Genomic DNA, 25,721 nt, shown 5'->3' with positions numbered 1-25,721 from the left:
GCCGGTGGATTTTTATTATGGGGATTTTTAAACCTTATTTTCGTATTCACATTTTCTAATCGATTTAAAAATTAAAAAATTTTTATGAACCCTTAAATTTTTAGTTTTTTTGTATCAAAAATAAAACAAAATTTAACATAAAAGAAATAAAAGGGGCCGTTAGTCCTATTTTTAAAAAACTAATTAATATACTAGAAAATAGCGACTTTATGTAGTAAAATTGTCTTAGGTGGAGCAAAGTGGTTTAAAATATCATATAAATGGGATAAAGTGGAGAATATTATGTTAATAGGTGAATTCAGACACAATCTTGACCCAAAGGGCAGAATTACAATTCCATCAAAATTTAGAGACGACCTTTCTGTTTTTGTAATGACGAAGGGTTTAGATGATTGCCTATTTTTATATCCAAAAGAGCAATGGGAGAAAATCGAAAATAAGTTAAAAGAACTTCCAATGACAAATAAAGCTGTACGCTCCTTTGTTAGAACTTTTTTTTCTGGCGCAATTGATTGTGTATTAGATAAGCAGGGAAGAGTTTTAATTTCTGAAAATTTAAGAGATTATGCTAATCTAGAAGATAAATGTGTGATAATAGGACTTTCTAATCGCGCAGAAGTTTGGTCTGAAGAAAATTGGAATAAATACAATGAAGAGGAAGCACTTTCTTATGAAGAACTTGCTGAAAAGATGTCGGAGTTGGGAATATAATGGATTTTTCACATAAAAGCGTTCTATTAGAGGAAACAATTGAAGGATTAAATGTTAGAAAAGAGAAAATTTATCTCGACGGCACACTTGGAGGCGCAGGTCACAGTTATGAAATTCTAAAAAAACTTAATGGCACAGGACTTTTGATAGGAATTGACCAAGATATTGAAGCTCTAGAGGCTGCAAAAAAAAGACTTTCTGAATTTAAAAATGTGGAATTTTTTAATTTTAATTACATGAATTTTGATAAAGCTTTAGAGGAACTTGGAATAGATAAAATTGATGGCGTTCTACTTGATATAGGAGTCTCTTCTTATCAATTTGACAATCCAGAGAGAGGGTTTTCATATAGATTTGATGCACCACTGGATATGAGAATGGATAAGGACTTAGAAATTTCTGCAAAGGATATTGTAAATACATATAGTGAAGATGAAATCACTAGAATTATAAAAGATTATGGCGAAGAAAAGTGGGCATCAAGAATTTCTAAATTTATTGTCCAAGAGAGAAAAAATAAAAAAATTGAAAGGACTTTTGAGCTAGTTGAGATTATAAAAAATGCCATCCCTATCAATGCTAGGAGAAATGGACCTCATCCAGCAAAAAGGACATTTCAAGCTTTAAGGATTGAAGTCAATAAAGAACTTGATGTCTTAAAAAAGTCCATAGATAAATTTGTTAATAGATTAAATCCTGGAGGACGAATAGCCATAATTACTTTTCATTCTCTTGAAGATAGAATTGTAAAAAATTCTTTTAAATATTTAGAAAAGGACTGTATATGTCCAGCAAGTTCGCCAATATGTACTTGTGACAAAAAAAGAGAAATTAAAATAATAACGAGAAAACCGATTACTGCAAGTGAAGAAGAGTTAAAAGAAAATAATAGGGCTCACTCTGCCAAACTAAGAATTGCCGAAAAATTAGAGGTGTAAAATGGCAAAAAATTTAACTAAAATTTCAAATAAAAGTTATAATAGATATAAGAATCAACTTTTAAGCAATAGGCCTTTTATTTTTACTATGGCAATTGTTATAATTATTTTTACAGCAATTTTAATTTTGTATTCACAAATAGCTGGACTCGACAGAGAAATTTTAAAACAAAAGGCTGAAATTGATGAATTAAATAAAACTAAGATTACTCTTGTAGGCGAGATAAAAGCTGTTAAATCTTCAGCACAAATTGCTGAAGAAGCTATGTATAAGTTAGGAATGGTATATCCTTCCGAAGACCAAATAGTTTATATTGATTCAGAGGAAGAAGAAAATGTTGGAGATATTAACTATAACGTATTCTTGAGTCCAATTGTTTCTGTCCTTAGATCCTTTACAAGAGATTAGGGGGATATAATTGAAAAATAGTAATTTTAAAGCTAGAGATAAAAGTAAGAAAGGTGGATTTAAAAGGCAGGCAAATAATGCCAATAAATTCATATTTATATTTTTTATCTTTCTAGCTTTTTTATTTGTAGCATTAATAATAAAACTTTTATTTATTCAAATTGTCCAATCAGAGGAACTTACTATTTCTGCTTTAAATCAACTTACAAGAACTGAAGTAATAAATTCTAATCGTGGAATTATTTATGATAGAAATAAAAAAGAAATGGCAATTAACATAACAAAATGTAACGTCTTTTATAATATGGATTTTTTAAATCAAGGTAAAGATGAATCTAACAGTGATTTTAAAGAAAGAAGAGAAAAGCTGTATGATGAAGATGCAAAGATTATTTCAGATGTAACAGGTTTAGAATACGATGAAATAAGAGATAAAATGAAGGGCGACAAAGTCGTTAGAGTTGCTACAAACATTGACAGAACTAAGGCAAGTGAGTTAAAAGAAATAAGAAGTAAAATTGCCAAGGAAAATCAAAATAATAAGAAAAATAAAAAATATAATTTAATGGCAATATCTATTGATGATGTAACTAGAAGACTTTATCCTTTTAATAATCTTGCTTCTTATATAATTGGTTTTACAAATGATGAAAATGTTGGTCAATATGGGATTGAAGCAAGCTACGATGAAGAACTTTCTGGTATTTCTGGGAAAAATGTTTCTTTAAAGGACAATGCATCAAATAAAATACCTTTAACTGATGAAGAAACTTATGCACCTAAAGAGGGGTATTCAATTGTTCTTTCCATTGATTCAAATATTCAACAGTTTGCAGAAACTGCAGCAATGAATGCAAAAAAGGAAAATAACGCTGACAAGGTTTCTGTAATAGTGCAAGACACTATGACTGGCGAAATTTTAGCAATGACAACTAAAGATGACTATAATCTAAATGATCCTAGAGCTCCAATAGGCGAAAAACAAGAAAAGGAATGGGACAAGTTAGAAGATGATGAAAAAATGCAAGTTCTCTATGACAATTGGAGAGACTTCAATGTAAATGACCAATATGAGCCTGGTTCTACCTTCAAGCTTATAACAGCAGCAGCTGCAATTGAGGAAAATAAATCTCAACCAGATTCTCAGTATAATTGTCAAGGAGTAATGAAAGTAGGAGATAGAAGATTAACTTGCACAAGTCATACAAGAGGAATGAAAAGTTTAGCAAAGGCAATAGAAGAATCTTGTAATATGACTATGATACAAGTTGGTCAAGCTTTGGGTCCAGAAAAGTTTTTGAAATACATCAAAGCTTTTGGCTTTGGAAGAAAAACTGGAGTGGAACTTTATGGGGAATCCACAGGCATTATTCCTGCATCTGCAGATGAAATAAGTAAGGTAAAATTAGCCACTATGTCTTATGGTCACTCAATTGCTGTTTCTCCAATTCAACTTATAAATGCAGTTAGTGCAATTTCTAATGGTGGTTTTCTTAATAAGCCCACTCTTGTAAAAGAGGTAGTGGACGCTAATGGAAATGTAATCGAGAAAAAGAAAGCTGAACTTAGAAGAAGGGTTATTTCAGAAGAAACTTCAGAAAAGATGAAGTATATGATGAAGAGAGTAGTTGACAGTGGAACAGGAAAGCTTGCACAAGTGCCAGGATATAAAGTTGGAGGAAAGTCTGGTACTGCAAATATTGCTACACCTACTGGATATTTAGAAGCTTATAACTCTTCTTTTGTTGGAGTTGCACCACTTAATGATCCAAGATTGACTGTGCTTGTTGTTGTAAATAATCCAAAGGGTGGTATTCTTGGTGGAGCTGTTGCAGCACCAGTAGTTCAAGAAATTTTAAGTAAATCACTAAATTACATGAAAATTCAAAAGACAGAAGAAGTTGATGAAAAGGAAGACTTTGTTTCAGTGCCAGATGTCGAAGGTTTATTATTAGAAGATGCAGGTAAAATTCTTTTAAAATCAGGTTTGAGGTTTAATACAAAGGCTGAAGGAGTAGAAAATTATTCAGTAGTTACTAATCAAAGCCCTTCACAGGGTTCTTATGTAATAAAAGATACTATAGTTGACCTTGCTGTTAATGATAGAGACAGTGGTATTCTCATAATGCCTGACTTATCTAAGAAGACTAGAAAAGAAACTGAATCTATTTTAAATTCAATGAATATAGAGTATAATATCAAAGGAAATGGCGATTTTATATCACAAAGCCCAAGAGCTGGCAAAAAATTAAGTGGCGAAGAGACTATTACTATTAATTATTCTAAGACAAATGATGAAGAAAATTCTGAAGTAAATAATAATGAGAATAAAGTAAATAGGAATCTAGACACAGAAAATAATAGTAGCTCAAAAGATAATAATTTTTATAATAAGAAAAAATCAACAAAAAAGAAAAAATCAGATAATATTAAAAGTATAAATAAAGAAAGTAACAAAGAGGACTAGGACAAAAGTAAAATGAATTATATAGTAAATATAGGATTGGGATTAATTCTATCTTTAATATTTGGCAAGATATTAATTCCAATATTAAAAAGATTGCACGCTGGGCAAAGTATAAGAGAAGATGGACCACAAAACCACATGGTAAAAAGTGGAACGCCAACGATTGGTGGATTAATATTTTTATCTTCAGCTATAGTGACAACTTTAATAACTGGAAATTTTAAAACTTCTGTTTTTATGATACTCTTTTCTACCCTTGCCTTTGGAGCAGTGGGCTTTATTGATGATTATATTAAAGTTGTTAAAAAGAGAAATCTAGGACTTCGTGCTTATCAAAAATTATTTTTACAGATTTTAACAGCTGTAATACTAATTATTTATCAATATAATTCTAAAAATATGGGAACAGATTTATACATTCCATTTTTAAAAGATTATAGGTCAATTGGATTTTTATATGTTCCTTTTATAATTTTTGTAATTGTAGGTACAGTAAATTCAGTTAATTTAACTGATGGTTTAGATGGACTTTCAACAAGTGTTACTATTATATGTCTTTTATTTTTTAATGTAGTTGCAATAAAGTTTCAAAGATATGAGATTGCAGCATTTTGCCTTGCACTAGCCGGTGCATTAATTGGATTTTTATTTTTTAATAAATATCCAGCTAAGGTATTTATGGGAGACACAGGTTCCTTGGCACTTGGCGGAGCAATTTCTGCAATTGCACTACTTTTAAATGTACCTCTTATTTTACCTATTGCAGGCGGAATATATTTTATAGAAACTCTTTCTGTAATTATTCAAGTTGTAAGCTTTAAGACAAGAGGAAAGAGAGTATTTCTAATGTCTCCACTTCATCATCATTATGAGCAAAAAGGATGGCATGAGAAAAAAGTTGTTGCTGTATTTTCATTAGCTGAACTTATACTTTGTATAATTTCTTATTTAATTTTATTTTAGGGGATAAAAATGATAGAAAATAAAAACATTCTTATTATGGGTTTTGGAGTTACAGGAAAAGCAGCTTTGAAATTTTTAAGGGAATTCCCATGTAAGATTTATATTTATGATAGCAATATTGATCTTCAAAAGTTAAAAATTGATGATGATTTTGTGATTTTTAAAGATGAAGATTTAGATAAAATTGACTTAATAGTAAAAAGTCCAGGAATATATCCTTTTCATGAACTATTAGAAAAAGCTAGAGAAAAAAATATAGAAATTATTTCTGATATTGAACTTAGCTATAGGAACTTAAAAACTAATAATGTAGTTGCAGTTACAGGTACTAATGGAAAAACAACAACTACTACAATAATTGGAGATATTTTGAGGCGAAAGGCAAAGACTTTTGTTGTTGGAAATATTGGAAAAGGCATATTAGAGATTACTAAAGAAGCAAAAAATGATGATTATGTTGTAATAGAAGCTTCATCATTCCAACTAGAGGATACAAAATTATTTAAGCCACATATTGCCATATTAACTTATGTAACAAGTGATCACCTAGATTGGCACAAGACTACTGAAAATTATGTTGATGCAAAATTTAAAATTTTTGCAAACCAAGATAAAGATGATTTTGCAATTTTAAATTACGAAAACAAAAAACTTGCTGAAAAATATAATTTAAGGGCTGAAAAGTATTATTTTTCAATGAATAAGATTTCAGAAAAAGGAGCTTTCCTTGAAAATGGAAAAATTTATTTCAATGATGGCAAAGATACAGAAGAAGTTTTAGAAGTAAAAGATATAAAAATTCCTGGAGTTCATAATATAAAAAATATTATGGCTGCGATTATTGCTAGTAAACTTCTAAGTATTGATACAGAAATAATAAAAAATAGCATAATATCCTTTACGGGTGTTGAGCACAGAATTGAATTTGTAAGAGAATTAGATGGAGTAAAATATTATAATGACTCTAAGGGAACTAATCCTGACTCTACAGAAGTTGCAGTTGCAGCTATGGATGGAGATGTAGTTCTTATTGCAGGTGGATATGACAAGGGAGCAGACTTTGATGACTTAATAGAAAAGTCCAAGGACAAACTAAAAAACGTAATTCTATTTGGAGAGACTGCTGAAAAGTTTTCAAATTCATGCAAAAAATCTGCAGTTGAATTTTATATTGTAAAGGACTTAAATAAGGCTGTTGAACTTGCAAAGAAATTGTCAAAAGATGGAGATGATGTACTTTTATCTCCTGCATGTGCATCTTGGGATATGTATAGTGATTATGAAGTTAGAGGAAGACATTTTAAGGATTTAGTTAGAGAGTTGGTATAGATGAAACTAAAAAGGGAGATGAAAGATGTCGATTTAGTGCTTTTAATTACCATGATACTTTTAATAGTAATTGGTTTAATAGCGGTAACATCAGCGTCTTTTCCCACTGCAAAAAAATACAATTTGAATAGTTTTCATTATCTAATAAGGCAGGGAGTATTCCTAATTTTAGGGATTATATCAATGATCTTTATTATTAGAGTACCAAGAGGAGTAATATATAAAAACATAACTTGGCTATTTATATTAAGTGTAATATTAATACTATTATTGTGGACACCTCTTGGATATAACAAAAATGGTCAAAGCAGGTGGTTGGACTTTAAAGTTATTCCACTTAAGTTTCAACCTTCAGACCTTTTAAAATTAACATCAATAGTTTTCTTATCAAAATATCTTTCTAGAAATATTTACACACTTAGAGAGCCAAAAACTTTTTTAATAGCGGTAGCTATAATAGGTATATCTGTTGGCCCAATAATGATAAAGGACTTTTCTACAGCAGTAGTTATAGGAGTTGCATTATCTTCTATATTACTTGCGGCAGGTATAGATAAGAAACAGTTTTTATTCCTCCTAGTCTTGGGTATTATTCTAATATATATTATTTTAAAGGATCCAGAAAATAAGTTTAGGATACAGAGAATTTTAGGTTTTGTATCAGATTCGACTAATTATCAAACATCTGATAAGTATCAAGCTAGACAGTCATTATATGCTTTTGCCCTTGGTGGTTATTCTGGAGTTGGACTTTTTAGGTCTCGCCAAAAGTACACAAATCTTCCGGAGGCTTACACGGATTTTATTTTTTCTGTACTAGCTGAAGAATTTGGATTTATTGGGACTTTTATAATCATTTTACTTTTTATAATTTATATTTATAGGGGTTATATGATTGCCTTTAAAGCGACAAATTATTTTGATAAATTTACAGCTATTGGCATAACAAGCTATATAGGTATTCAAGCATTTTTCAACATGGGAGTTTGTGCAAAGCTCTTGCCAGTTACAGGAATTACTCTTCCCTTCATATCTTATGGAGGTACGGCACTGGTAATGGCAATTGCATCTACTGCTGTATTATTAAAAATTTCGAAAGAAGGAACTGTATGAAGTATATTTTATCTGGTGGAGGAACTGGAGGCCACATATATCCTGCTCTAGCCATTGGAGAAGAAATAAAAAAACAAGATAAAGAAGCTAAAATTTTATATGTAGGCAAGAAGAATTCTTTGGAAGAAGAACTTGCGAAAAAATATGGTTTTGACTTCCAAGGAATAGATGTTTCTGGTCTACCAAGGAAAAAAATTAATAAAGATACTGTTATAACTTTCTTTAATTTGATGAAGGGCTTGAAAGAGTGCACAAAGATTTTAGATAATTTTAAACCAGATATTGTAATTGGTACTGGAGGATATGTTTGTGCGCCAATAGTATTTAAAGCACAACAAAAAAAGATAAAAACAGCAATACAAGAGCAAAATGCTTATCCTGGAAAGACAAATAAAATTTTGGCAAAGAAAGCTGACTATGTCTTTATAAATTTTATGGAAGCAAAAAAATATTTGAATAATGATAATATTATTTTTACAGGAAATCCAATTAGAGAAGTATTTTCTCATTTAGACAGACAAAAGTCTAGAGATTCCTTAAAGATAAAAAAAGATGAAAAATTTGTATTTTCCTTTGGTGGCTCTGGCGGTCAAGAGTCAACAAATGATGCAATTTTAGAAATTTTAAGCAAAAAGGAAAAATTATCCTTTAAGCTTACTCATGTAACTGGTAGAGACCACTACGATTACTTTATGGGAAAACTTGGAGAAGTTCCTGAAAATGTGGAAATATTAGATTACACTCATAAAGTCTATGATTATCTTTCAAGTGCTGACCTTGTAATAGCATCATCATCAGCTATGACTTTGGCAGAGATTTCTGCAATTGGTATAGCTTCAATATTAATTCCGAAGGCATATACTGCAGGAAATCATCAATATTACAATGCAATGAGCTATAGTAACATGGGTGCGAGTTCAGTTATAGAAGAAGAAAATCTAAATGGGGATACTCTATTAGATGGAATAGAAAAAATTTTAAATAAGGACGAAGATAGAAAACTAATGGCAGATAACTCAAAGAAGTTAGCAAGTCCAGATGCAGTTTCAAAAATAGTTGAAATACTTTTAAAGTGATTTTATGAAAAAGACGGAAAAGAAAAAAAGAAAACTGAATAAGAAAAGAAAATATTTTAGAATTTTCACTAGGTTTTTTATATTTTTTTCCTTTATTTTTTTGTTGATTTTTGCCATTAAAAATTCTAATTTATTTACTATAAAAAATGTTTTGATTGAAGGCAATAAAAATGTAAGTGCTACTACAATTAAAAATGTTTCGGCTCTTAAAAAAGGTAATAAGTATTTTATAGTTTCAAAAAAGGATAGACTAAAGAAGATTAAGTCTATTCCTTACATAAATGATGCTAAAATATCTTATTCCATAACTGGAAAAGTAAAGGTTAATGTAAGTGAGAGAACGCCATATTATCAAATGGAGTCAAGTGACTACTTAATTATTGATGAAGACTTTAGAATTTTAAAAAATTCAAAGAAAAAATCCGATAATCTTGTTAATTTGACAGGATTTAATGTAGATAATCCAAAGGCAGGAAATTATATTTTAGTAAACAAAGAGGATGAAGAAAAAAGGAACCTTCTTCTTGAATTAAAGAAAGAGGAATATTCTCTTCGTGGAAATATTAGAGAAATTGAGCTATTAGATTCAATTGCTACATTTACAACTGTCGGGGGAATAAAAATTGAGTTTGGTTCTTATAGTAACACATCTTATAAATTAAAAATGCTCTCTCTTATCTTAGACGACATTAAAAAAACAAATAAAAATGCTATCATTATTCAAATGGAAAAGGGAGAGAGTCCAATTCTCATAACGGATGGCGAAAAAGATGGTAACAATAATGAAAAAAATCAAAAAGATGATAATGATAGAAAAGAAAAAAATGACAAATCATATAGAGAAGTAGAAAAAAATTAGTATTATACAAATAAAAATTAGCAATTGACCTTTATATATTGACTATTTACAAGTATTTCTATAAAATAATAGTAATGAATATAAAAACAATTAATTAGTATACGAGGAGGATGTTTATGTTGGAATTCGATATGGACCAAGACGAATTTGCCAAAATTAAAGTAGTTGGCGTTGGTGGCGGAGGAAATAACGCTGTTAATAGAATGATTAATGCTGGTGTAAAGGGTGTAGAATTTTTAGTATTTAACACTGATAAGCAAGCATTAAAGAGTTCACTTGCTGAAACTAAGATTCAACTTGGTGAAAAAATAACTAAGGGACTTGGTGCAGGTGCAAATCCTGAAGTAGGAGAACAAGCAGCAGAAGAATCAATTGATGAAATTAGAGAGTCTCTTGAAGGTGCTGACATGGTATTCATAACTGCAGGAATGGGCGGAGGTACTGGTACTGGTGCAGCTCCTGTTATTGCTGATGTTGCTAAAGAATTAGGTCTACTTACAGTTGGCGTTGTTACAAAACCATTTACATTTGAAGGTAGAAAAAGAGCAAAATCTGCTGAACAAGGAATAAATGCTCTAAAGGGAAAAGTTGATACATTAGTTATAATTCCAAATGACAGACTTCTAAGTATTGCAGATAAGAAAACTAGCTTCTCACAAGCTTTTGAAATGGCTGATGACATATTAAAACAAGGTATCCAAGGTATTTCAGATTTAATTTCTGTACCAAACTTAATTAACCTTGACTTTGCTGATGTTAAGACAATTATGTATGACAAGGGTGTTGCACACATGGGTATTGGTCGTGCATCAGGCGATGATAGAGCTACTGAAGCTGCTAAACTTGCAATTAATTCTCCTCTACTAGAAACTTCTATCGAAGGAGCAAAATCTGTTCTATTAAATATCACTGCAGGATCAGATCTTGGTATCTTTGAAGTTAATGAAGCGGCTGATTTAATTAGAGATTGCGTATCTGAAGATGCAAATATAATCTTTGGTGCAGGAATTGATGAATCACTTAAAGATGAAGTTAAAATCACAGTTATTGCAACTGAATTTGACCAATATAAAGACGACAAAAAAGAAAAGAAAGAAAATAAAGTTGAAATGACAGGCACTCCTATTGGAACAATTGGCGAAGATGATGAAGAAGATAATGGAGAACTTAAAATTCCTTCTTTCTTGAGAATTAACAGAAAATAATTTTAGTATTTTCATAATATAACATTAGTGGACATTGGAAACAATGTCCTTTTTTTAGTTTATTTGACTACATTGATTAATAAAAATTTAAGTGATATTATAGGTTTAAAAGTTTATTGGCTTATATAAATGAGGTGAAGATAATGAAATGTCCATTTTGCGGATACGATGATTCTAAGGTTTTAGATACAAGACCTACTGATGAAGGATATACAATTAGAAGAAGACGTGAGTGTTTGAAATGTCAAAAAAGATTTACTACTTATGAAAAAATAGAAAAATCGCCAGTAATGGTAATAAAAAAAGATGGAAATAGACAAGCCTTTGATAGAGAAAAAATTATTAGGGGTATGATTAAGTCCTGCGAAAAGAGACCAGTTTCTGCTGACGAAATAGAAGAAGCTGTAAATAATATTGAAAAGAAAATTGAAAACTCAATGAGAAGAGAAATTACTTCTCTCGAAGTGGGAGAAATGGTAATGGATGAATTAAAGGATTTAGATGAAGTTTCTTATGTAAGATTTGCATCAGTTTATAGGGAATTTAAAGACTTACAGTCTTTTGTTGACGAGCTTGAGAATTTTGTAAAAAAGAAGAATTAAAATGGATTTATTTGAACTTAGTATGCAGAAAAACTTAATGAATGGGGCACCTCTTGCAGATAAGATGAGACCAAGAAGTCTAGATGAATTTGTGGGTCAAGATCATGTGATTGGCGAGGGAAAATACCTGTCAAGGCTTATAAAGAGCGACAGACTTTCTTCTATTTTATTTTACGGGCCTCCTGGAGTAGGCAAAACAACTTTAGCAGAGATTATTGCAAAAACTACAAATAAAAATTTTATAAAACTTTCAGCTGTAACTTCAAACCTAAAGGAACTTCGCGAAGTTTTAAAAAAAGCTGAAGATTCTATGAAGTTTCACAATATATCTACTATAGTTTTTATTGATGAGATTCACAGATTTAATAAGACGCAACAGGACGCTCTTTTACCTTTTGTAGAAAGAGGAATTATAACTTTAATTGGTGCTACTACTGAAAATCCCTATTTCGAAGTCAACAGAGCTCTATTATCTAGGATGCAAATTATAAATTTACTACCACTTGAAGATAAAGACCTATATAAAATGCTTGAAACTGCATTAAGTGATAAAGAAAGAGGCTTTGGGAACAAAAATGTTGAAATCACAGAACTTGCAAAAGAAATTCTAGTTAAGAATTCAAATGGTGATGGAAGATTTTTATTAAATAGCTTAGAAATTGCTATTCTATCAACTGATGAAATAGATGGGAAAATTTTTGTAGATGAGAATGTAATAGAAAATTCTCTTTTAATAAAAAATGTTAAGTATGACAAAAATAATAATGAGCATTATGATACAATTTCTGCATTTATTAAGTCTATGAGAGGATCTGATCCTGATGCGGCATTGATTTATCTTGCAAAGATGCTTGAAGGCGGAGAAGATATAAAGTTTATCGCAAGAAGACTTATAATTTTTGCATCAGAAGATGTTGGAAATGCAAATCCACAGGCAATGGTAATGGCTTCAGCTTGTTTTAACAGCATAAATGCTGTGGGTATGCCAGAAGCGAGAATTATTTTGGCACAGATGGTGACTTACCTTGCAACGTCTGAAAAATCAAATGCATCTTATCTTGGAATAAATAAGGCGATGGAAGATGTAAAAAAATCAAATAATATAAATATTCCAAAAATTATTAGGGACAAGCACAATCCACAAAATGAAACTGATGAAAAATATTTGTACCCACACAATTATGAAGGATCTTATGTTGAGCAAAAGTATATGCCAGACAATTTTATCGGCAAAAAGTATTACGAGCCAAAAGATGTTGGACATGAAATTAATATAAAAAAACATCTTGACTCTTTGAAGTGAGTAAAATTGACAAATAAGGGATTTAATTATATACTTAAACATTATGTAAGGAAAACAAATTAGGAGGAATTATGTCAATTAGCATTAGAGATATTTTTAAAAATCCAGAAGATTTTTTAGATAAAGAAATAGTATTAAGTGGTTGGATAAAAACTAGCAGAGCTTCAAAGAATTTTGGTTTTATTGAACTTACTGATGGAACAGTTTTTAAGCCTATTCAAGTAGTTTATGGTAAGGACCTTTATAATTTTGATGAAGTGGAAAAATATCCAATATCTTCTTCTCTTGAAGTTACTGGGAAAATTGTTAAATCTCCAGGGAAAAATCAATCTTTTGAACTTCAAGCAAATAAAATTGTTGCCATTTGTTCATCTGATCCTTCTTATCCTCTTCAAAAGAAGAGACATACAATGGAATATTTAAGAACAATAGCTCATCTTCGTCCAAGAGCAAATACATTTAATGCTATTTTTAGAGTTAGGTCACTAATTGCTTATGCAATTCACAAATTCTTCCAAGAAAAAGGATTTGTATATGTTCACGCTCCAATAATTACAACATCAGATGCCGAAGGTGCTGGAGAAATGTTCCAAGTTACAACTCTTGATATTGATAGTATTGCAAAATCTGAGCCAACAGAAGTTGATTACTCAAAAGACTTTTTTAACAAAAAAACTCATTTAACAGTATCAGGTCAACTTGAAGCTGAAGCCTTTGCAGAAGCTTTCAAGAATATATACACTTTTGGACCAACATTTAGAGCAGAAAATTCAAATACGCAAAGACATGCTGCTGAATTTTGGATGATTGAACCTGAAATGGCATTTGCAGACTTAAATGTTAATATGGACATTTCTGAAGAAATGTTAAAATACATTATCTCTTATGTTTTAGAAAATGCGCCACAAGAAATGGAATTCTTTAACAATTTTATTGACAAGGGTCTTCTTGAAAGACTACAAAATGTTGTTGAAAATGAATTTGCAAGAATAACTTATACAGAAGCTATTAAAATTCTAGAAAAAGCTGATAGAGAATTTAACTATCCAGTTAGTTGGGGAATAGACCTTCAAACTGAACACGAAAGATATATAACTGAAGAAGTTTATAAAAAACCAGTATTTGTAACAAATTATCCTAAGGAAATCAAAGCATTCTATATGTATGAAAATGATGACAAAAAAACTGTAGCGGCAATGGATTTATTAGTACCAGGAGTTGGCGAAATCATTGGAGGAAGCCAAAGAGAACACAGACTTGATATTCTAGAAGAAAAGATGAAGAATATTGGAATGAATATGGAAACTTATGACTGGTACCTTGATTTAAGAAGATATGGCTCTGTTGTTCACTCAGGTTATGGACTTGGATTTGAAAGAGCTGTAATGTATATAACAGGAATGAAAAATATAAGAGATGTAATACCATTCCCAAGAACTGTTGGAAATGCTGAATTTTAGGAGTTAATATGAATAAATATACACCAAACGAAATAGAAAAAAAATGGCAAGACTTTTGGGATGAACATGAATCTTTTGTCTGTGAAAATAATTCTGATAAAGAAAAATTCTATGCACTTGTAGAATTTCCTTATCCATCAGGACAAGGACTTCACGTAGGTCATCCAAGACCCTACACAGCTCTTGATATTGTTTCAAGAATGAAGAGAATGCAAGGATATAATGTACTTTTCCCAATGGGTTGGGATGCTTTTGGTCTTCCAACTGAAAATTTTGCAATAAAAAATAAAATTCATCCAGCTATAGTTACAAAAAATAATATTGCACATTTTAAAGAACAATTAAAATCTATTGGATTTTCTTTTGACTGGACTAGAGAAATTAATACAACAGACCCAGAATATTACAAGTGGACACAATGGATTTTTCTACAATTATATAAACATGGCCTAGCTTACAAAAAAGAGATGCCAATAAACTGGTGTCCTTCATGTAAAGTTGGACTTTCCAACGAAGAAGTTGTTGGCGGAAAATGCGAAAGATGTGGAGAAGAAGTTGTTAGACGAGTAAAAAGTCAATGGATGCTAAAAATAACAGAATATGCAGATAGATTGATTTCAGATCTAGACGACCTTGATTTTATAGATAGAGTTGTGACTCAACAAAAAAATTGGATTGGGAGAAGTGAAGGGGCAAGTATAAACTTTTCACTTAAAGATTTTGATGAAAAACTAGAAGTTTTTACCACTAGACCTGACACAATTTATGGAGCAACATACATGGTAATAGCGCCAGAACATCCTTTAATCGAAAAGTATTCAGATAAAATTGAAAATTCAGATGAAATAAATGCTTATAAAGTAGAGTGTGCAAAGAAAAGTGAATTTGAAAGAACTGAATTAGAAAAAGATAAAACTGGTGTTGAAATTAAGGGGATTAAGGCAATTAATCCACTTACAAATAAAGAAATACCAATTTGGATTTCTGATTATGTATTAATGACTTATGGAACAGGAGCTATTATGGCTGTTCCAGCTCACGATGATCGTGACTATGACTTTGCAAAGAAATTTGGACTTGATATAATTCCAGTTATTGAAGGTTCTGACGTTAGCGAACATGCAAATACAGAAACTTCAAGCGGAAAAATGATAAATTCAGGGATATTGAATGGTCTTGAAGTAAAAGAAGCTATTGCCAAGATGATTGAATATTTAGAAGAAAATAAACTTGGCGACAGAAAAATAAATTACAAGCTTAGAGACTGGGTATTTTCTAGACAAAGATATTGGGGAGAACCAATACCTATAGTTCACTGTGAAAAATGTGGTCATGTAGCTCTTCCAGAAGAAGAACTTCCACTTTTACTCCCAGAAGTTGAAAATTATGAGCCAACTGATTCAGGGGAATCACCACTTGCTAAGATGACTGATTGGGTAAATACAAGATGTCCAAAGTGTGGCGGACCTGCAAAAAGAGAAACAGATACAATGCCACAATGGGCTGGTTCATCATGGTATTTCTTGAGATATACTGATCCACATAATGATAAAGAACTTGCAAGTAAAGAAGCACTTGAATATTGGACTCCAGTAGACTGGTATAATGGTGGAATGGAACATACAACACTTCACTTACTTTATTCAAGATTTTGGCACAAATTCTTGTATGATATTGGAGCTGTACCTACTAAAGAGCCATACCAAAAGAGAACTTCTCATGGTATGATTCTTGGTGGCAACAATGAAAAAATGTCTAAATCAAGAGGAAATGTTGTAAATCCAGACGACATTGTAAGAGATTATGGAGCTGATACACTTAGATGTTATGAAATGTTTATTGGCGATTTTGAAAAACCAGTTCCATGGTCAGAAAATGGAGTTAAAGGCTGCAGAAGATTTTTGGAAAGAGTTTGGAATTTACAAGCTATAGTTGTTGATGGCGATGAATACAGTGAAGATTTGGCAGCTGAAATTCACAAAACTATTAAAAAAGTTACTGAAGATTATGCAAGCTTAAAAGCAAATACTGCCATTGCACAACTTATGACACTTTCAAATAGTTTCAATTCTAAGGGTAAAATTACAAAAGAAGATTTTAGAACTTTCTTAATTTTATTAAATCCAGTTGCCCCACATATAACAGAAGAATTGTGGCAAGTATGCGACTTGGGTGGAGTTCTTTCAGAACAAGTTTGGCCTAAATTTGATGAAAAAATGACAATTGATGATGAAATAGAAATTCCTGTTCAATTTAATGGTAAAGTTAGATACACAATTAAAATTGAAAGAGATGCTTCACAAGATGAAGTATTTGAAGTGGCAGAAAAGGATGAACTTTTTGCCAAAAATATTGAATCAAAGAAAGTTGTTAAGAAAATTTATATTCCAAATAAGATAGTAAATATTGTTGTAAAATAAAATGAAAAGCACTTTTTAGTGCTTTTTGTTTCTTTATGAGGAGTTTTTATGAATAGCATGACTGGCTACGGCCTTTTTGAGAAGAGAAGCGATAACTTTTATATAAAAGTTGAGATGAAATCAGTTAACAATAGATATCTTGACATCAACGTAAGGATGCCATCGTCTATTATGTATACTGAGGAAGCGGTAAAATCTTTTATTAAAAGTAAAATCAAAAGAGGTAAAGTTGATGTATTCATTAATTTTGAATATTTGGACTCTAGTGAAGTCAAAATTGATGTTGACTATGAGCTTCTAAATAAGTATATTAGTATAAGTAAAGATTTACAGGAAAAATATGGAGTAGTTGAAGATCTTTCTTTTTCAAAATTAATAGAAGTTGGAAATATTCTTAAACCTCAAAAGGCAGAGTTTGATGGAGACTACATTAAAGATGAACTTATAAATATAGTGGAATTAGCATCTAAAGATTTTGTCGAAGCAAGAAATATTGAAGGGGAGAAAATTAAGGAAGATTTTCTTATAAAGTTAGAAGAAATAAGAAATATTACTTCATTTATTGAAAAGAGAGCCCCAATTTCTCTTAGGGAAAATGAGAAAAAGCTTAGAGATAGGATTTCTGAATATTTAGAATTAAGTAAAATAGATGAAGATAGAATTTTGACTGAAATTGCAATTATGCTGGACAAACTCTCAATTGACGAAGAAATTACTAGATTGAAAATACATATAGATAATTTTAATGATATAATAAAGTCAGAGGGAGCGATTGGAAGAAAATTAGATTTTTTAATTCAAGAGATGAATAGGGAATCTAATACAATTGGCTCAAAATCAAATGATATCGAAATTACAAGTAAGGTTGTACTCCTTAAATCTGAGATTGAAAAATTGCGTGAACAAGTACAAAATGTTGAATAATATAAATTAGGATGGTGATGATTTGGACGGCGGATTTTTATTAGTTTTGTCAGGTCCTTCTGGTTCTGGAAAGGGAACTGTCAGTGAGGCTCTTATGAAAAACAACGATGATATAATTTTTTCTACTTCAGTTACTACTAGAACGCCTAGACCAGGCGAAGTAAATGGAGAAAATTATTTTTTTGCTACAAGAGAAGAATTTGAAAAAATGGTAGAAAATGATGAGCTTTTGGAGCATGCCTTTGTTCATACTAATTATTATGGAACTCCAAAACAATTTGTTTTTGATGAAATTGAAAAAGGAGAAATTGTACTTTTAGAAATTGATGTACAAGGAGCCTTACAAGTAAAAAAGAAATACAAAGAAGCAGTCTTTATTTTCTTAATTCCTCCTACTATGGATGAACTGAAATCTCGCCTTGTTAAGAGGGACACAGAAACTGAAGATGAAATAGAAACAAGATATAAGAATGCTTTTAAAGAACTTGATTTTGTTGGAGAATATGATTATTTTGTTATAAATGACGTAATAGACAATGCTGTTAGGGACATTGAAACTATTATAGCTGCAGAAAAATTGAGAGTTAAAAGGCACAAAGATATTAAGAAAGAAGTTCAAGCAGAAGAGGAGAGAAATAAATGATTATACCATCTTTTAAAGAGTTAAGAGAAGTTGCAAATTCAAGATACGAACTTGCAATTTTGGTTTCAAAGAGATCAAGAAAATTAATTGAAGGAAACCCACCACTTGTGGATACAAAAAGTGAAAATCCAGTTACAATTGCTATTGAAGAAATTATGGCTGGAAAAATTAAGTTTGGCGAAAGATTATCTGATTCTCAATATGAAAAGAAGGTAGCAGAAGAAAAAGAAGAATTAATCGAAAAAATTAAACAAGAAAAAATAGAAAAGTTGAGCTCAGAAGACCTAGAAGAGGAATAAAATGTTAAAAGGAAAAAAAATTCTTCTTGGAGTTACTGGTGGCATTGCATCTTATAAATCTCCAGGGATTTGTAGTTTGTTAAGAAAGTTAGGAGCTGAAGTTAAGGTTGTTATGACTAAAAATGCAACTGAATTTGTAAGGCCTTTAACTTTTCAAACTATGTCAAATAATGTTGTGCACTGCGAAATGTTCAATCAATTATTTAACATGGATGTGGAGCATATTTCTCTAGCTAAATGGGCTGATATAATAGTTATAGCACCAACATCTGCTAATTTAATTGGCAAATTTGCAAATGGTATTGCTGATGATATGCTTACTACAGTTTTAATGGCATCAAGGTCAAAAGTTATGCTTGCACCAGGCATGAATACTGTTATGTTAAATTCAGAAGCCAATCAAAAAAATATGGAAACTCTAAAAAATAGAGGAGTAATTATTTTAGAGACTAAAGAAGACTTATTGGCTTGCAATGACTATGGAAGTGGAAAAATGCTGGAGCCAAGTGAAATAGTTGATGAAATTGATAGGGCTCTAATGGAAAAGGATTTGGGAGGAAAGCATGTTCTTATAACAGCTGGTCCAACTGTGGAACCTCTCGACCCAGTAAGATTTATTTCAAATTATTCGTCAGGAAAGATGGGTTATGCTTTGGCAGACAATGCAAATAAGAGGGGAGCAAAGGTCACTCTTATATCCGGTCCGACAAAAATAGATATTCCAAAGGTTGATAACTTTGTTAGGGTAAAAACTACAAGGGATATGTTTGATGCTGTTGGAAAATATTTTGATGACTGTGATGTTTTAATAAAAGCTGCAGCACCAAGTGATTATAGACCTAAATCTTACAGTGAAGAAAAGATTAAAAAGGGCAATGACAGTCAAATGAATTTAATTGAAATGGAAAAAAATCCAGACATAGCTGCTCATTATGGAAGTTTGAAAAAAAATCAAATTATAGTTGGTTTTGCAGCTGAATCCACAAATGTTTATGAGTATGCTAAAGAAAAGCTTGTAAAAAAGAATTTTGACATGATTGTTGCCAATAATATTAAGAAAAAGGGTGCAGGTTTTGGAAGTGACACTAATATTGTCTCTATTATAAGTAAAGATAACATTGACGATTTAGAAATCATGAGTAAAGCTGAACTTGCAAAAGAAATTTTAGATAGAGTAAAAAATCTTATGAGCTAGAGAAATCTAGCTCTTTTATAGGTGAAGAATGTTTGCAGATATTTTTATAGAAAATAATTTTCAAAAAATAGATAAACTTTATACATATATAGTAAAAGATGATGTTAAACCAGGTATGCGTGTTCTTGTGAATTTTGGCAAAAGTTACCGAGTTGGAATCGTCCTTTTTTTGCATGCAAGTTATTCTGGGAAACATTTAGAAAAACTTAAAGAAATTAATTCTGTCTTAGATGATGAGCCAATTATTTCAAAAGATTTAATTGAACTTGGACTTTGGATGAGAAATAGGTATTTAATTGGATATTCAAAAGCTTTTGCACCAATTTTACCTCCAGGAAATTTGCAAAAAATTAAAAAGAAAATTATTGTGGAAAAATATCCTCAAGGAAGAGAACTTGAAGAATTAAATTCTGTAGATATTAATAAATATTTTGAAGATTTAAGTTTTGATGAGAAGAAAATTATAAAAAAACTTAGGGCAAAGGGATTTATAAAATATAATTATGAACCACTAATTGCGGTAAAGCCAAAGCTTATTAATTATCTTAAAATTTCAGAAAATTTTGATGCAAAAAAATTAGAAAATATTAATGAAAAACAAGCTCAAGTTTTTGATTTTATAAAAAATAAAAAGGATGTATCTAGGGTTGAAGTAATGTCTACTATTGGTGTTTCTTATTCTCCTATAAAAACCTTAATCAATAAAGATTTAATTCTTGAGTACAAAAAAGAAGTAAATAGAGAGCCAGTGGAAAAAAAATTTGTGTCAGAAAAGTTGGCTTTAAATGAGGAACAACAAAAAGCTCTCGAAAGTATTATTAAAAGGGATAAGGTTGTTTCACTCTTGCATGGTCTTACAGGAAGTGGAAAGACTGAAGTATATTTGAATCTGGCGTCAAAAGTAATAGAAAAAGGTGGAGAGGTTATTGTCCTTGTTCCTGAAATTGGTCTTACTCCTCAAATGATTGAAAGATTTAAGGGAAGATTTGGCGACAGTGTGGCAATTATACATTCAAAACTTTCTTCTGGGGAGAGATATGATGAGTATAGAAAAGTTTTAAATGGAGAAGTAAAAGTCGTTGTTGGGGTTAGAAGTGCGGTTTTTGTTCCATTTAAAAATTTAAAGATGATTATTATAGATGAATCTCACGATTCTTCCTATGAATTTCATGATAATTTGAAATATGACACAATTGAAGTTGCAATTAACAGAATGAAGAATAGGGGAAAAGTTGTATTAGGATCTGCAACTCCTTCCATTGAATCTTATTTTTATGCAAAAAATGATTTTTATAATCTATGTGAGTTAAAAAACAGAGCGAAAAAAGGGGCTTTCTTACCAGAAACAAAAATTGTGGACATGAGAGATGAACTAATAATGGGCAATATTTCCATTTTTAGTAGGGAGCTTAAAGCAGCAATTGAGGAAAAATTAAAGAAGAAAGAGCAGATAATTTTGTTTTTAAACCGCCGTGGTTTTTCAAATTTTATCTCCTGCAGGTCTTGTGGAGAAGTAATAAAATGTGAGGATTGTGATATTTCAATGACTTATCACAAGGCGAAAAATAGACTTATTTGTCATTATTGTGGAAAGACAAAACCACTTCCCAAAGTCTGTCCAAGCTGTGGTTCAAAGTTTATTAAGCAGTTTGGAGTTGGCACACAAAAAGTAGAAGAGGAAGTAAATAAATTATTCCCAGAGGCAAATGTTCTTCGCATGGATAGAGACACAACTACTAAAAAAGATTCCTTTGAAAAATTTTATGAAATTGTAAAAAATAAAGAAGTAGATATAATTATTGGAACTCAAATGGTTTCCAAGGGCTTTGATTTTGAAAATGTAACCTTAGTTGGAATTGTAGCTGCAGATATGTCTTTATATATTTCCGATTACAAGGCAAAAGAAAGAACTTTTCAACTTATAACACAAGTTGCTGGTAGGGCTGGTCGTGCCTCAAAAAGGGGCGAAGTTATTATTCAAACATATAGTCCAGATAGTGAAATTATTAAATATTCTGCAAGTGGAAATTATGAGGATTTTTATAATTATGAAATAGAAGATAGAAAACTATTTTTGTATCCACCTTATAGGAAACTTATTGAGTTTGAATTTTCTTCTTATGATGAAAATTTAACACAAGTCTGGGCAGAAAAATTTTTAAGACAAATGTCTCTTGATATAAAGAATTTAGATCTAATGGTGACAAAATTTATAAAGTTGCCAAAAATACAGAATATTAATAGGACAAAGTTTTCTCTAAAAATAATACCTAGGGACCTTCCAATGTTAATAGATGCTTTAAATAGGGTAATTAATAATAGCAAGATAGAAGAAGATAATAAAATATTTTTAAATATAGAGTTTAGGTGATTAAATGGCAATAAGAAAAATTAGAATTGATGAAGATCCAATACTTAGAAAAAAATCAAAAGTGGTTTCAAATTACAATGACAGATTAAAAGTATTGGTTGAAGATATGTATGAAACAATGGATGTGGCTTATGGCGTTGGGCTTGCTGCACCTCAAGTTGGAATTTTAAAGAGGGTAATCGTAATAGATAATAGAGATGAAGAAAATGGCAAGAGATTTTATATGATTAACCCTGACATTATTGAAAGAGAAGGGGAAGAAATTTCTATGGAGGGTTGTCTTTCAGTTCCAGGAAAACAAGGAACTGTCGAGAGAGCAAAAGATATAAAGGTTAGATATAATGATTTAAGCGGCGAAGAAAAAATCATGTATGCTGAAGACTTTTTGGCGAGAATTATTCAGCATGAGATAGACCATTTAGATGGAATTTTATACACAGATAAGGCAATTGAAATGTATGAAGCGGAGAGTGAAGAGTAGTGAAATTTATTTTTATGGGGACTCCAGAATTTTCAGTTCCTATATTAGATAGACTCAATAGCTTAGGGGAAGTTGCCCTTGTAGTTTCTCAAGAAGATAAGAGAAAGGGAAGGGGCAAAAAAGTTACAAAAACTCCAGTAAAAATTAAAGCTGAAGAACTTGGTCTTGAAGTCTACCAACCACAGGATATAAATTCATCTGATTCAATAGAAATTTTAAAAGAGATTGGGGCAGATATTATAGTTGTGGTTGCCTATGGACAAATTTTAAAAAGAGAAATAATTGATCTTCCAAAAAAATATATTGTGAATGTTCACGCATCTCTACTTCCAGAATTTAGGGGAGCAGCTCCAATCAATAGAGTGATTATGGAAGGAAAAGAAGTTACTGGAGTTAGTTTAATGAGAGTGGAAGAAGGACTTGACTCTGGTGCAGTTTCTGCTGTAAAAGAAATCAAAATAGGAGAAATGAATGCAGGAGATCTAGAAGATAAACTTTCTTTAATGGGAGCTGATCTTTTGGAAGAGTTTATAAAAGAAGTTGAAGAGGATAAAGTTAAATTTGTTTCTCAAGATGAATCAAAAAAAACTTATGCAAATAAAATTTTAAAAGATGATTTGATTTTAGATTTTAGGGACAATTCAAAGAAACTTGTAAATATAATTCGAGGACTTAGTCCACATTATGGTGCTAAATTTTCTTATGAAGATAAAATCTACAAAATTTTTGATGCAGAAGTGGTTGAATGTTCATCTGATAAAGTAGCAGGAACAATTTTAAAATCAGATAGTGAGCTACTTATAAAATCAGGAGATGGTGCAATTTCTGTAAAAGAAATTCAAGCACCAGGAAAGCGTGCCATGAAAATTGATGATTTTCTTAGGGGAAATAAATTTGAGGAAAATTATTTGATTGGAGGAAAATAATGTTTGGACCATATTTTTATACTTATGATTATAGTTATTTAATTTATATTTTGCCTGGAATTATTTTGGCATTTTACGCACAAGCAAAGATTAGTTCTGCCTATGAGAAATACAATAAAATTGCTTCATCTACTAATTTAAGTGGAGCTGAAGTTGCAAGACAAATATTAGATAGGAATGGTTTAAACAATGTAACTATAAATTTAGTAAATGGAAAACTTTCAGACCATTATGACCCAAGAGATAAGACATTAAATTTATCACGAGATGTTTATTACAAAAATTCCATTGCATCAGTATCAATAGCTGCTCACGAAGTTGGTCATGCAATTCAAGATTCAGTTGAGTATGCACCTTTAAGAATAAGAGCAGCATTAGTACCCCTTGCAAACTTGGGAACACAGCTTAGTTTCTTTTTAATTATACTTGGATTTTTCTTCTCAGTATTTTTTACTAAACTTGGCATTGCCTTATTTTTCTTTGCAGTTTTATTTCAAATAGTCACACTTCCTGTTGAGTTTAATGCCTCTAATAGGGCAAAAAAAGAACTTGCAAATGGAATTATTTCTGAAGAAGATTTAAGTGGAACGAGAGAAGTATTAAATGCAGCAGCACTTACTTATGTAGCATCAACAATTGTTGCAATAGGACAATTTTTGAGATTACTTAGCATTTTTGGAAGAAGAGATTAATGAAAAACGCAAGAGAAAAAACACTACAGATTATTAATGATGTCCTCTATAAGGGGGCATTTTTAGAAGAAAGTCTTGAAATTTTAAAGAAATCAAACATTGAAGAAAGAGATTACAATTTTATAAAAGAAATTAGTACAGGAGTAATTAGAAATAGGAGCTATCTTGACTATGTCATTAAGATTAATTCAAGAGTTAAATTTAACAAAATTCATAAAATTATTTTGACAATACTTGAGATGGCAATTTATCAAATGTATTTTTTGGATAAAGTTCCAGATTATTCTATAGTTGATGAGTCAGTGAATTTAGCGAAAATTTATGGCAATAGGGGATCTATTTCCTTTACTAATGGAATTTTAAGAAGTATTTCAAAAAAAGAAAAGGCACAAGTTAGGATTAATGACAGTATTGAAAATCTTTCAACATACTACTCTCATCCAAAATTTTATACGGAATACTTCTATAATAATTATGGAGAAGATTTTACAAAAAAACTTTTGAAGGCAAATAACGAGAAACCACTTTTTACTATTAGAGTTAATACTTTAAAGACAAATAAAATTGACTTGATTAATAATTTAAAAGAACTTAGCTTTGAAATAGAAGAGACAGTTTATGATAATGCTATAAATATTTTAAATCCCAAGGGAATAATTGATACAAAATATTTTGATGAGGGACATTTTTATGTGCAAGACTTGGGCTCAATTTTAGTCTCCAGCTTTTTAAAGCCAGTGGAAAATTCGAAAGTCTTGGACTTATGTGCAGCGCCAGGTGGAAAAACAACTCATATATCGGAACTTATGGATAATACTGGAGAAATTATTGCTTGTGACAAATCAACTGGAAAAATAAAACTAATCGAAGAAAATGCTAATAGACTTGGAGCAAAAAATATAAAAGCTCTTGTTAATGATGCTAGAATTTTAAATGAAAATTTTATAAATAAGTTTGACTACGTATTAGTTGATGCACCTTGTTCAGGTACTGGTCTTTATAGAAAAAAGCCTGATATAAAGTGGAATAAAGATTTAGAAGATATAAAGGGACTTGCGGAAATTCAATTTGAGATATTAGAAAATGCAAAAGAATATGTTAAAGATGGTGGAAATCTTTTATACTCAACTTGCTCTCTTTCAAAAATAGAAAATGAAGATGTAATAAAAAAATTTTTAGAGAAAAATAAAAATTTTAAAATTAAAAAATTAAGAGGTAGAGAGATTTTAAAATTATTTCCATCAGTTGATGGAAGTGATGGGTTTTCTATCACTCTTTTAGAAAAAAATTGACTGTGATCTAATCGCAGTCTTTTTCTTTTGCATAGGAGAAAAA

Annotated in this window: 23 protein-coding genes; all 23 read left to right on the top strand. The window is 30.6% G+C overall.

The genetic code is table 11. The features are described 5' to 3' along the window. Positions 1 to 282: 282 nt before the first annotated feature. The 23 genes from mraZ (at position 283) to rsmB (ending at position 25,678) form a co-directional block, all read left to right on the top strand. Positions 283 to 711 (top strand): division/cell wall cluster transcriptional repressor MraZ, encoded by a 429-nt coding sequence (gene mraZ / locus PTSHG_RS02735; protein ID WP_019107362.1) that lies wholly within the window; start codon positions 283 to 285, stop codon positions 709 to 711. Further along, a complete protein-coding gene (gene rsmH / locus PTSHG_RS02730) occupies positions 711 to 1,649 on the top strand; it encodes a 16S rRNA (cytosine(1402)-N(4))-methyltransferase RsmH (RefSeq protein WP_019107361.1) in 939 nt (312 codons plus the stop codon). The genes mraZ and rsmH overlap by 1 nt, the downstream gene beginning before the upstream one ends. 1 nt (position 1,650) lies before the next feature. Beyond that, complete coding sequence (locus PTSHG_RS02725) at positions 1,651 to 2,058, top strand: FtsB family cell division protein (protein ID WP_019107360.1); 408 nt, start codon at positions 1,651 to 1,653, stop codon at positions 2,056 to 2,058. A gap of 10 nt (positions 2,059 to 2,068) precedes the next feature. Next, the gene (locus PTSHG_RS02720; RefSeq protein ID WP_019107359.1) at positions 2,069 to 4,525 is read left to right on the top strand and encodes a penicillin-binding transpeptidase domain-containing protein; all 2,457 of its coding nucleotides are present in this window, start codon (positions 2,069 to 2,071) and stop codon (positions 4,523 to 4,525) included. Between the two features lie 12 nt (positions 4,526 to 4,537). Beyond that, positions 4,538 to 5,488 (top strand): phospho-N-acetylmuramoyl-pentapeptide-transferase, encoded by a 951-nt coding sequence (gene mraY, locus PTSHG_RS02715; RefSeq protein WP_019107358.1) that lies wholly within the window; start codon positions 4,538 to 4,540, stop codon positions 5,486 to 5,488. A gap of 9 nt (positions 5,489 to 5,497) precedes the next feature. Further along, entirely contained in the window at positions 5,498 to 6,817 is a 1,320-nt protein-coding gene (gene murD / locus PTSHG_RS02710; RefSeq protein WP_019107357.1) for a UDP-N-acetylmuramoyl-L-alanine--D-glutamate ligase, read from the top strand. Further along, a complete protein-coding gene (locus PTSHG_RS02705; RefSeq protein WP_019107356.1) occupies positions 6,818 to 7,930 on the top strand; it encodes an FtsW/RodA/SpoVE family cell cycle protein in 1,113 nt (370 codons plus the stop codon). Further along, positions 7,927 to 9,006: an undecaprenyldiphospho-muramoylpentapeptide beta-N-acetylglucosaminyltransferase gene (murG, locus tag PTSHG_RS02700; protein ID WP_019107355.1), complete on the top strand. Its 1,080-nt coding sequence runs from the start codon at positions 7,927 to 7,929 to the stop codon at positions 9,004 to 9,006. The genes PTSHG_RS02705 and murG overlap by 4 nt, the downstream gene beginning before the upstream one ends. Positions 9,007 to 9,010: 4 nt before the next feature. Beyond that, positions 9,011 to 9,865, top strand: coding sequence for a cell division protein FtsQ/DivIB (locus PTSHG_RS02695; RefSeq protein WP_019107354.1), 855 nt, complete (start codon positions 9,011 to 9,013; stop codon positions 9,863 to 9,865). Positions 9,866 to 9,981: 116 nt separating this feature from the next. Then, positions 9,982 to 11,070: a cell division protein FtsZ gene (gene ftsZ / locus PTSHG_RS02690; protein WP_019107353.1), complete on the top strand. Its 1,089-nt coding sequence runs from the start codon at positions 9,982 to 9,984 to the stop codon at positions 11,068 to 11,070. 143 nt (positions 11,071 to 11,213) lie between these two features. Continuing rightward, positions 11,214 to 11,672, top strand: a complete 459-nt coding sequence (gene nrdR, locus PTSHG_RS02685; protein WP_019107352.1) for a transcriptional regulator NrdR — start codon at positions 11,214 to 11,216, stop codon at positions 11,670 to 11,672. Between the two features lies 1 nt (position 11,673). Next, entirely contained in the window at positions 11,674 to 12,975 is a 1,302-nt protein-coding gene (locus tag PTSHG_RS02680; protein ID WP_019107351.1) for a replication-associated recombination protein A, read from the top strand. Positions 12,976 to 13,046: 71 nt separating this feature from the next. Continuing rightward, the gene (gene asnS, locus PTSHG_RS02675) at positions 13,047 to 14,435 is read left to right on the top strand and encodes an asparagine--tRNA ligase (protein ID WP_019107350.1); all 1,389 of its coding nucleotides are present in this window, start codon (positions 13,047 to 13,049) and stop codon (positions 14,433 to 14,435) included. An 8-nt stretch (positions 14,436 to 14,443) separates the two neighbouring features. Beyond that, positions 14,444 to 16,855 carry a leucine--tRNA ligase gene (gene leuS, locus PTSHG_RS02670; protein ID WP_019107349.1) on the top strand — a complete coding sequence of 804 codons (2,412 nt, stop codon included), beginning with the start codon at positions 14,444 to 14,446 and terminating at the stop codon, positions 16,853 to 16,855. 48 nt (positions 16,856 to 16,903) lie between these two features. Further along, positions 16,904 to 17,779, top strand: coding sequence for a YicC/YloC family endoribonuclease (locus PTSHG_RS02665; RefSeq protein ID WP_019107348.1), 876 nt, complete (start codon positions 16,904 to 16,906; stop codon positions 17,777 to 17,779). Between the two features lie 22 nt (positions 17,780 to 17,801). Continuing rightward, the gene (gene gmk / locus PTSHG_RS02660) at positions 17,802 to 18,422 is read left to right on the top strand and encodes a guanylate kinase (protein WP_019107347.1); all 621 of its coding nucleotides are present in this window, start codon (positions 17,802 to 17,804) and stop codon (positions 18,420 to 18,422) included. After that, the gene (gene rpoZ, locus PTSHG_RS02655) at positions 18,419 to 18,721 is read left to right on the top strand and encodes a DNA-directed RNA polymerase subunit omega (protein WP_019107346.1); all 303 of its coding nucleotides are present in this window, start codon (positions 18,419 to 18,421) and stop codon (positions 18,719 to 18,721) included. The genes gmk and rpoZ overlap by 4 nt, the downstream gene beginning before the upstream one ends. A 1-nt stretch (position 18,722) precedes the next feature. Next, the gene (gene coaBC / locus PTSHG_RS02650; RefSeq protein ID WP_019107345.1) at positions 18,723 to 19,916 is read left to right on the top strand and encodes a bifunctional phosphopantothenoylcysteine decarboxylase/phosphopantothenate--cysteine ligase CoaBC; all 1,194 of its coding nucleotides are present in this window, start codon (positions 18,723 to 18,725) and stop codon (positions 19,914 to 19,916) included. A gap of 28 nt (positions 19,917 to 19,944) precedes the next feature. Further along, positions 19,945 to 22,287, top strand: a complete 2,343-nt coding sequence (priA, locus tag PTSHG_RS02645; protein WP_019107344.1) for a primosomal protein N' — start codon at positions 19,945 to 19,947, stop codon at positions 22,285 to 22,287. Positions 22,288 to 22,291: 4 nt separating this feature from the next. Further along, complete coding sequence (def, locus tag PTSHG_RS02640; RefSeq protein WP_019107343.1) at positions 22,292 to 22,768, top strand: peptide deformylase; 477 nt, start codon at positions 22,292 to 22,294, stop codon at positions 22,766 to 22,768. Then, entirely contained in the window at positions 22,768 to 23,694 is a 927-nt protein-coding gene (gene fmt, locus PTSHG_RS02635) for a methionyl-tRNA formyltransferase (RefSeq protein WP_019107342.1), read from the top strand. Before def ends, fmt begins: the two co-directional genes overlap by 1 nt. Then, a complete protein-coding gene (locus PTSHG_RS02630) occupies positions 23,694 to 24,386 on the top strand; it encodes a zinc metallopeptidase (RefSeq protein WP_019107341.1) in 693 nt (230 codons plus the stop codon). The genes fmt and PTSHG_RS02630 overlap by 1 nt, the downstream gene beginning before the upstream one ends. Beyond that, positions 24,386 to 25,678, top strand: coding sequence for a 16S rRNA (cytosine(967)-C(5))-methyltransferase RsmB (rsmB, locus tag PTSHG_RS02625; RefSeq protein ID WP_019107340.1), 1,293 nt, complete (start codon positions 24,386 to 24,388; stop codon positions 25,676 to 25,678). The genes PTSHG_RS02630 and rsmB overlap by 1 nt, the downstream gene beginning before the upstream one ends. The last annotated feature ends 43 nt before the right edge of the window (positions 25,679 to 25,721 follow it).

This window comes from Peptoniphilus senegalensis JC140 (assembly GCF_000321025.1).
Lineage (GTDB): Bacteria > Bacillota > Clostridia > Tissierellales > Peptoniphilaceae > Peptoniphilus_A > Peptoniphilus_A senegalensis.
Note: the sequence above shows the minus strand (reverse complement) of the source record. Positions and strands in the feature narration are given on the sequence as shown.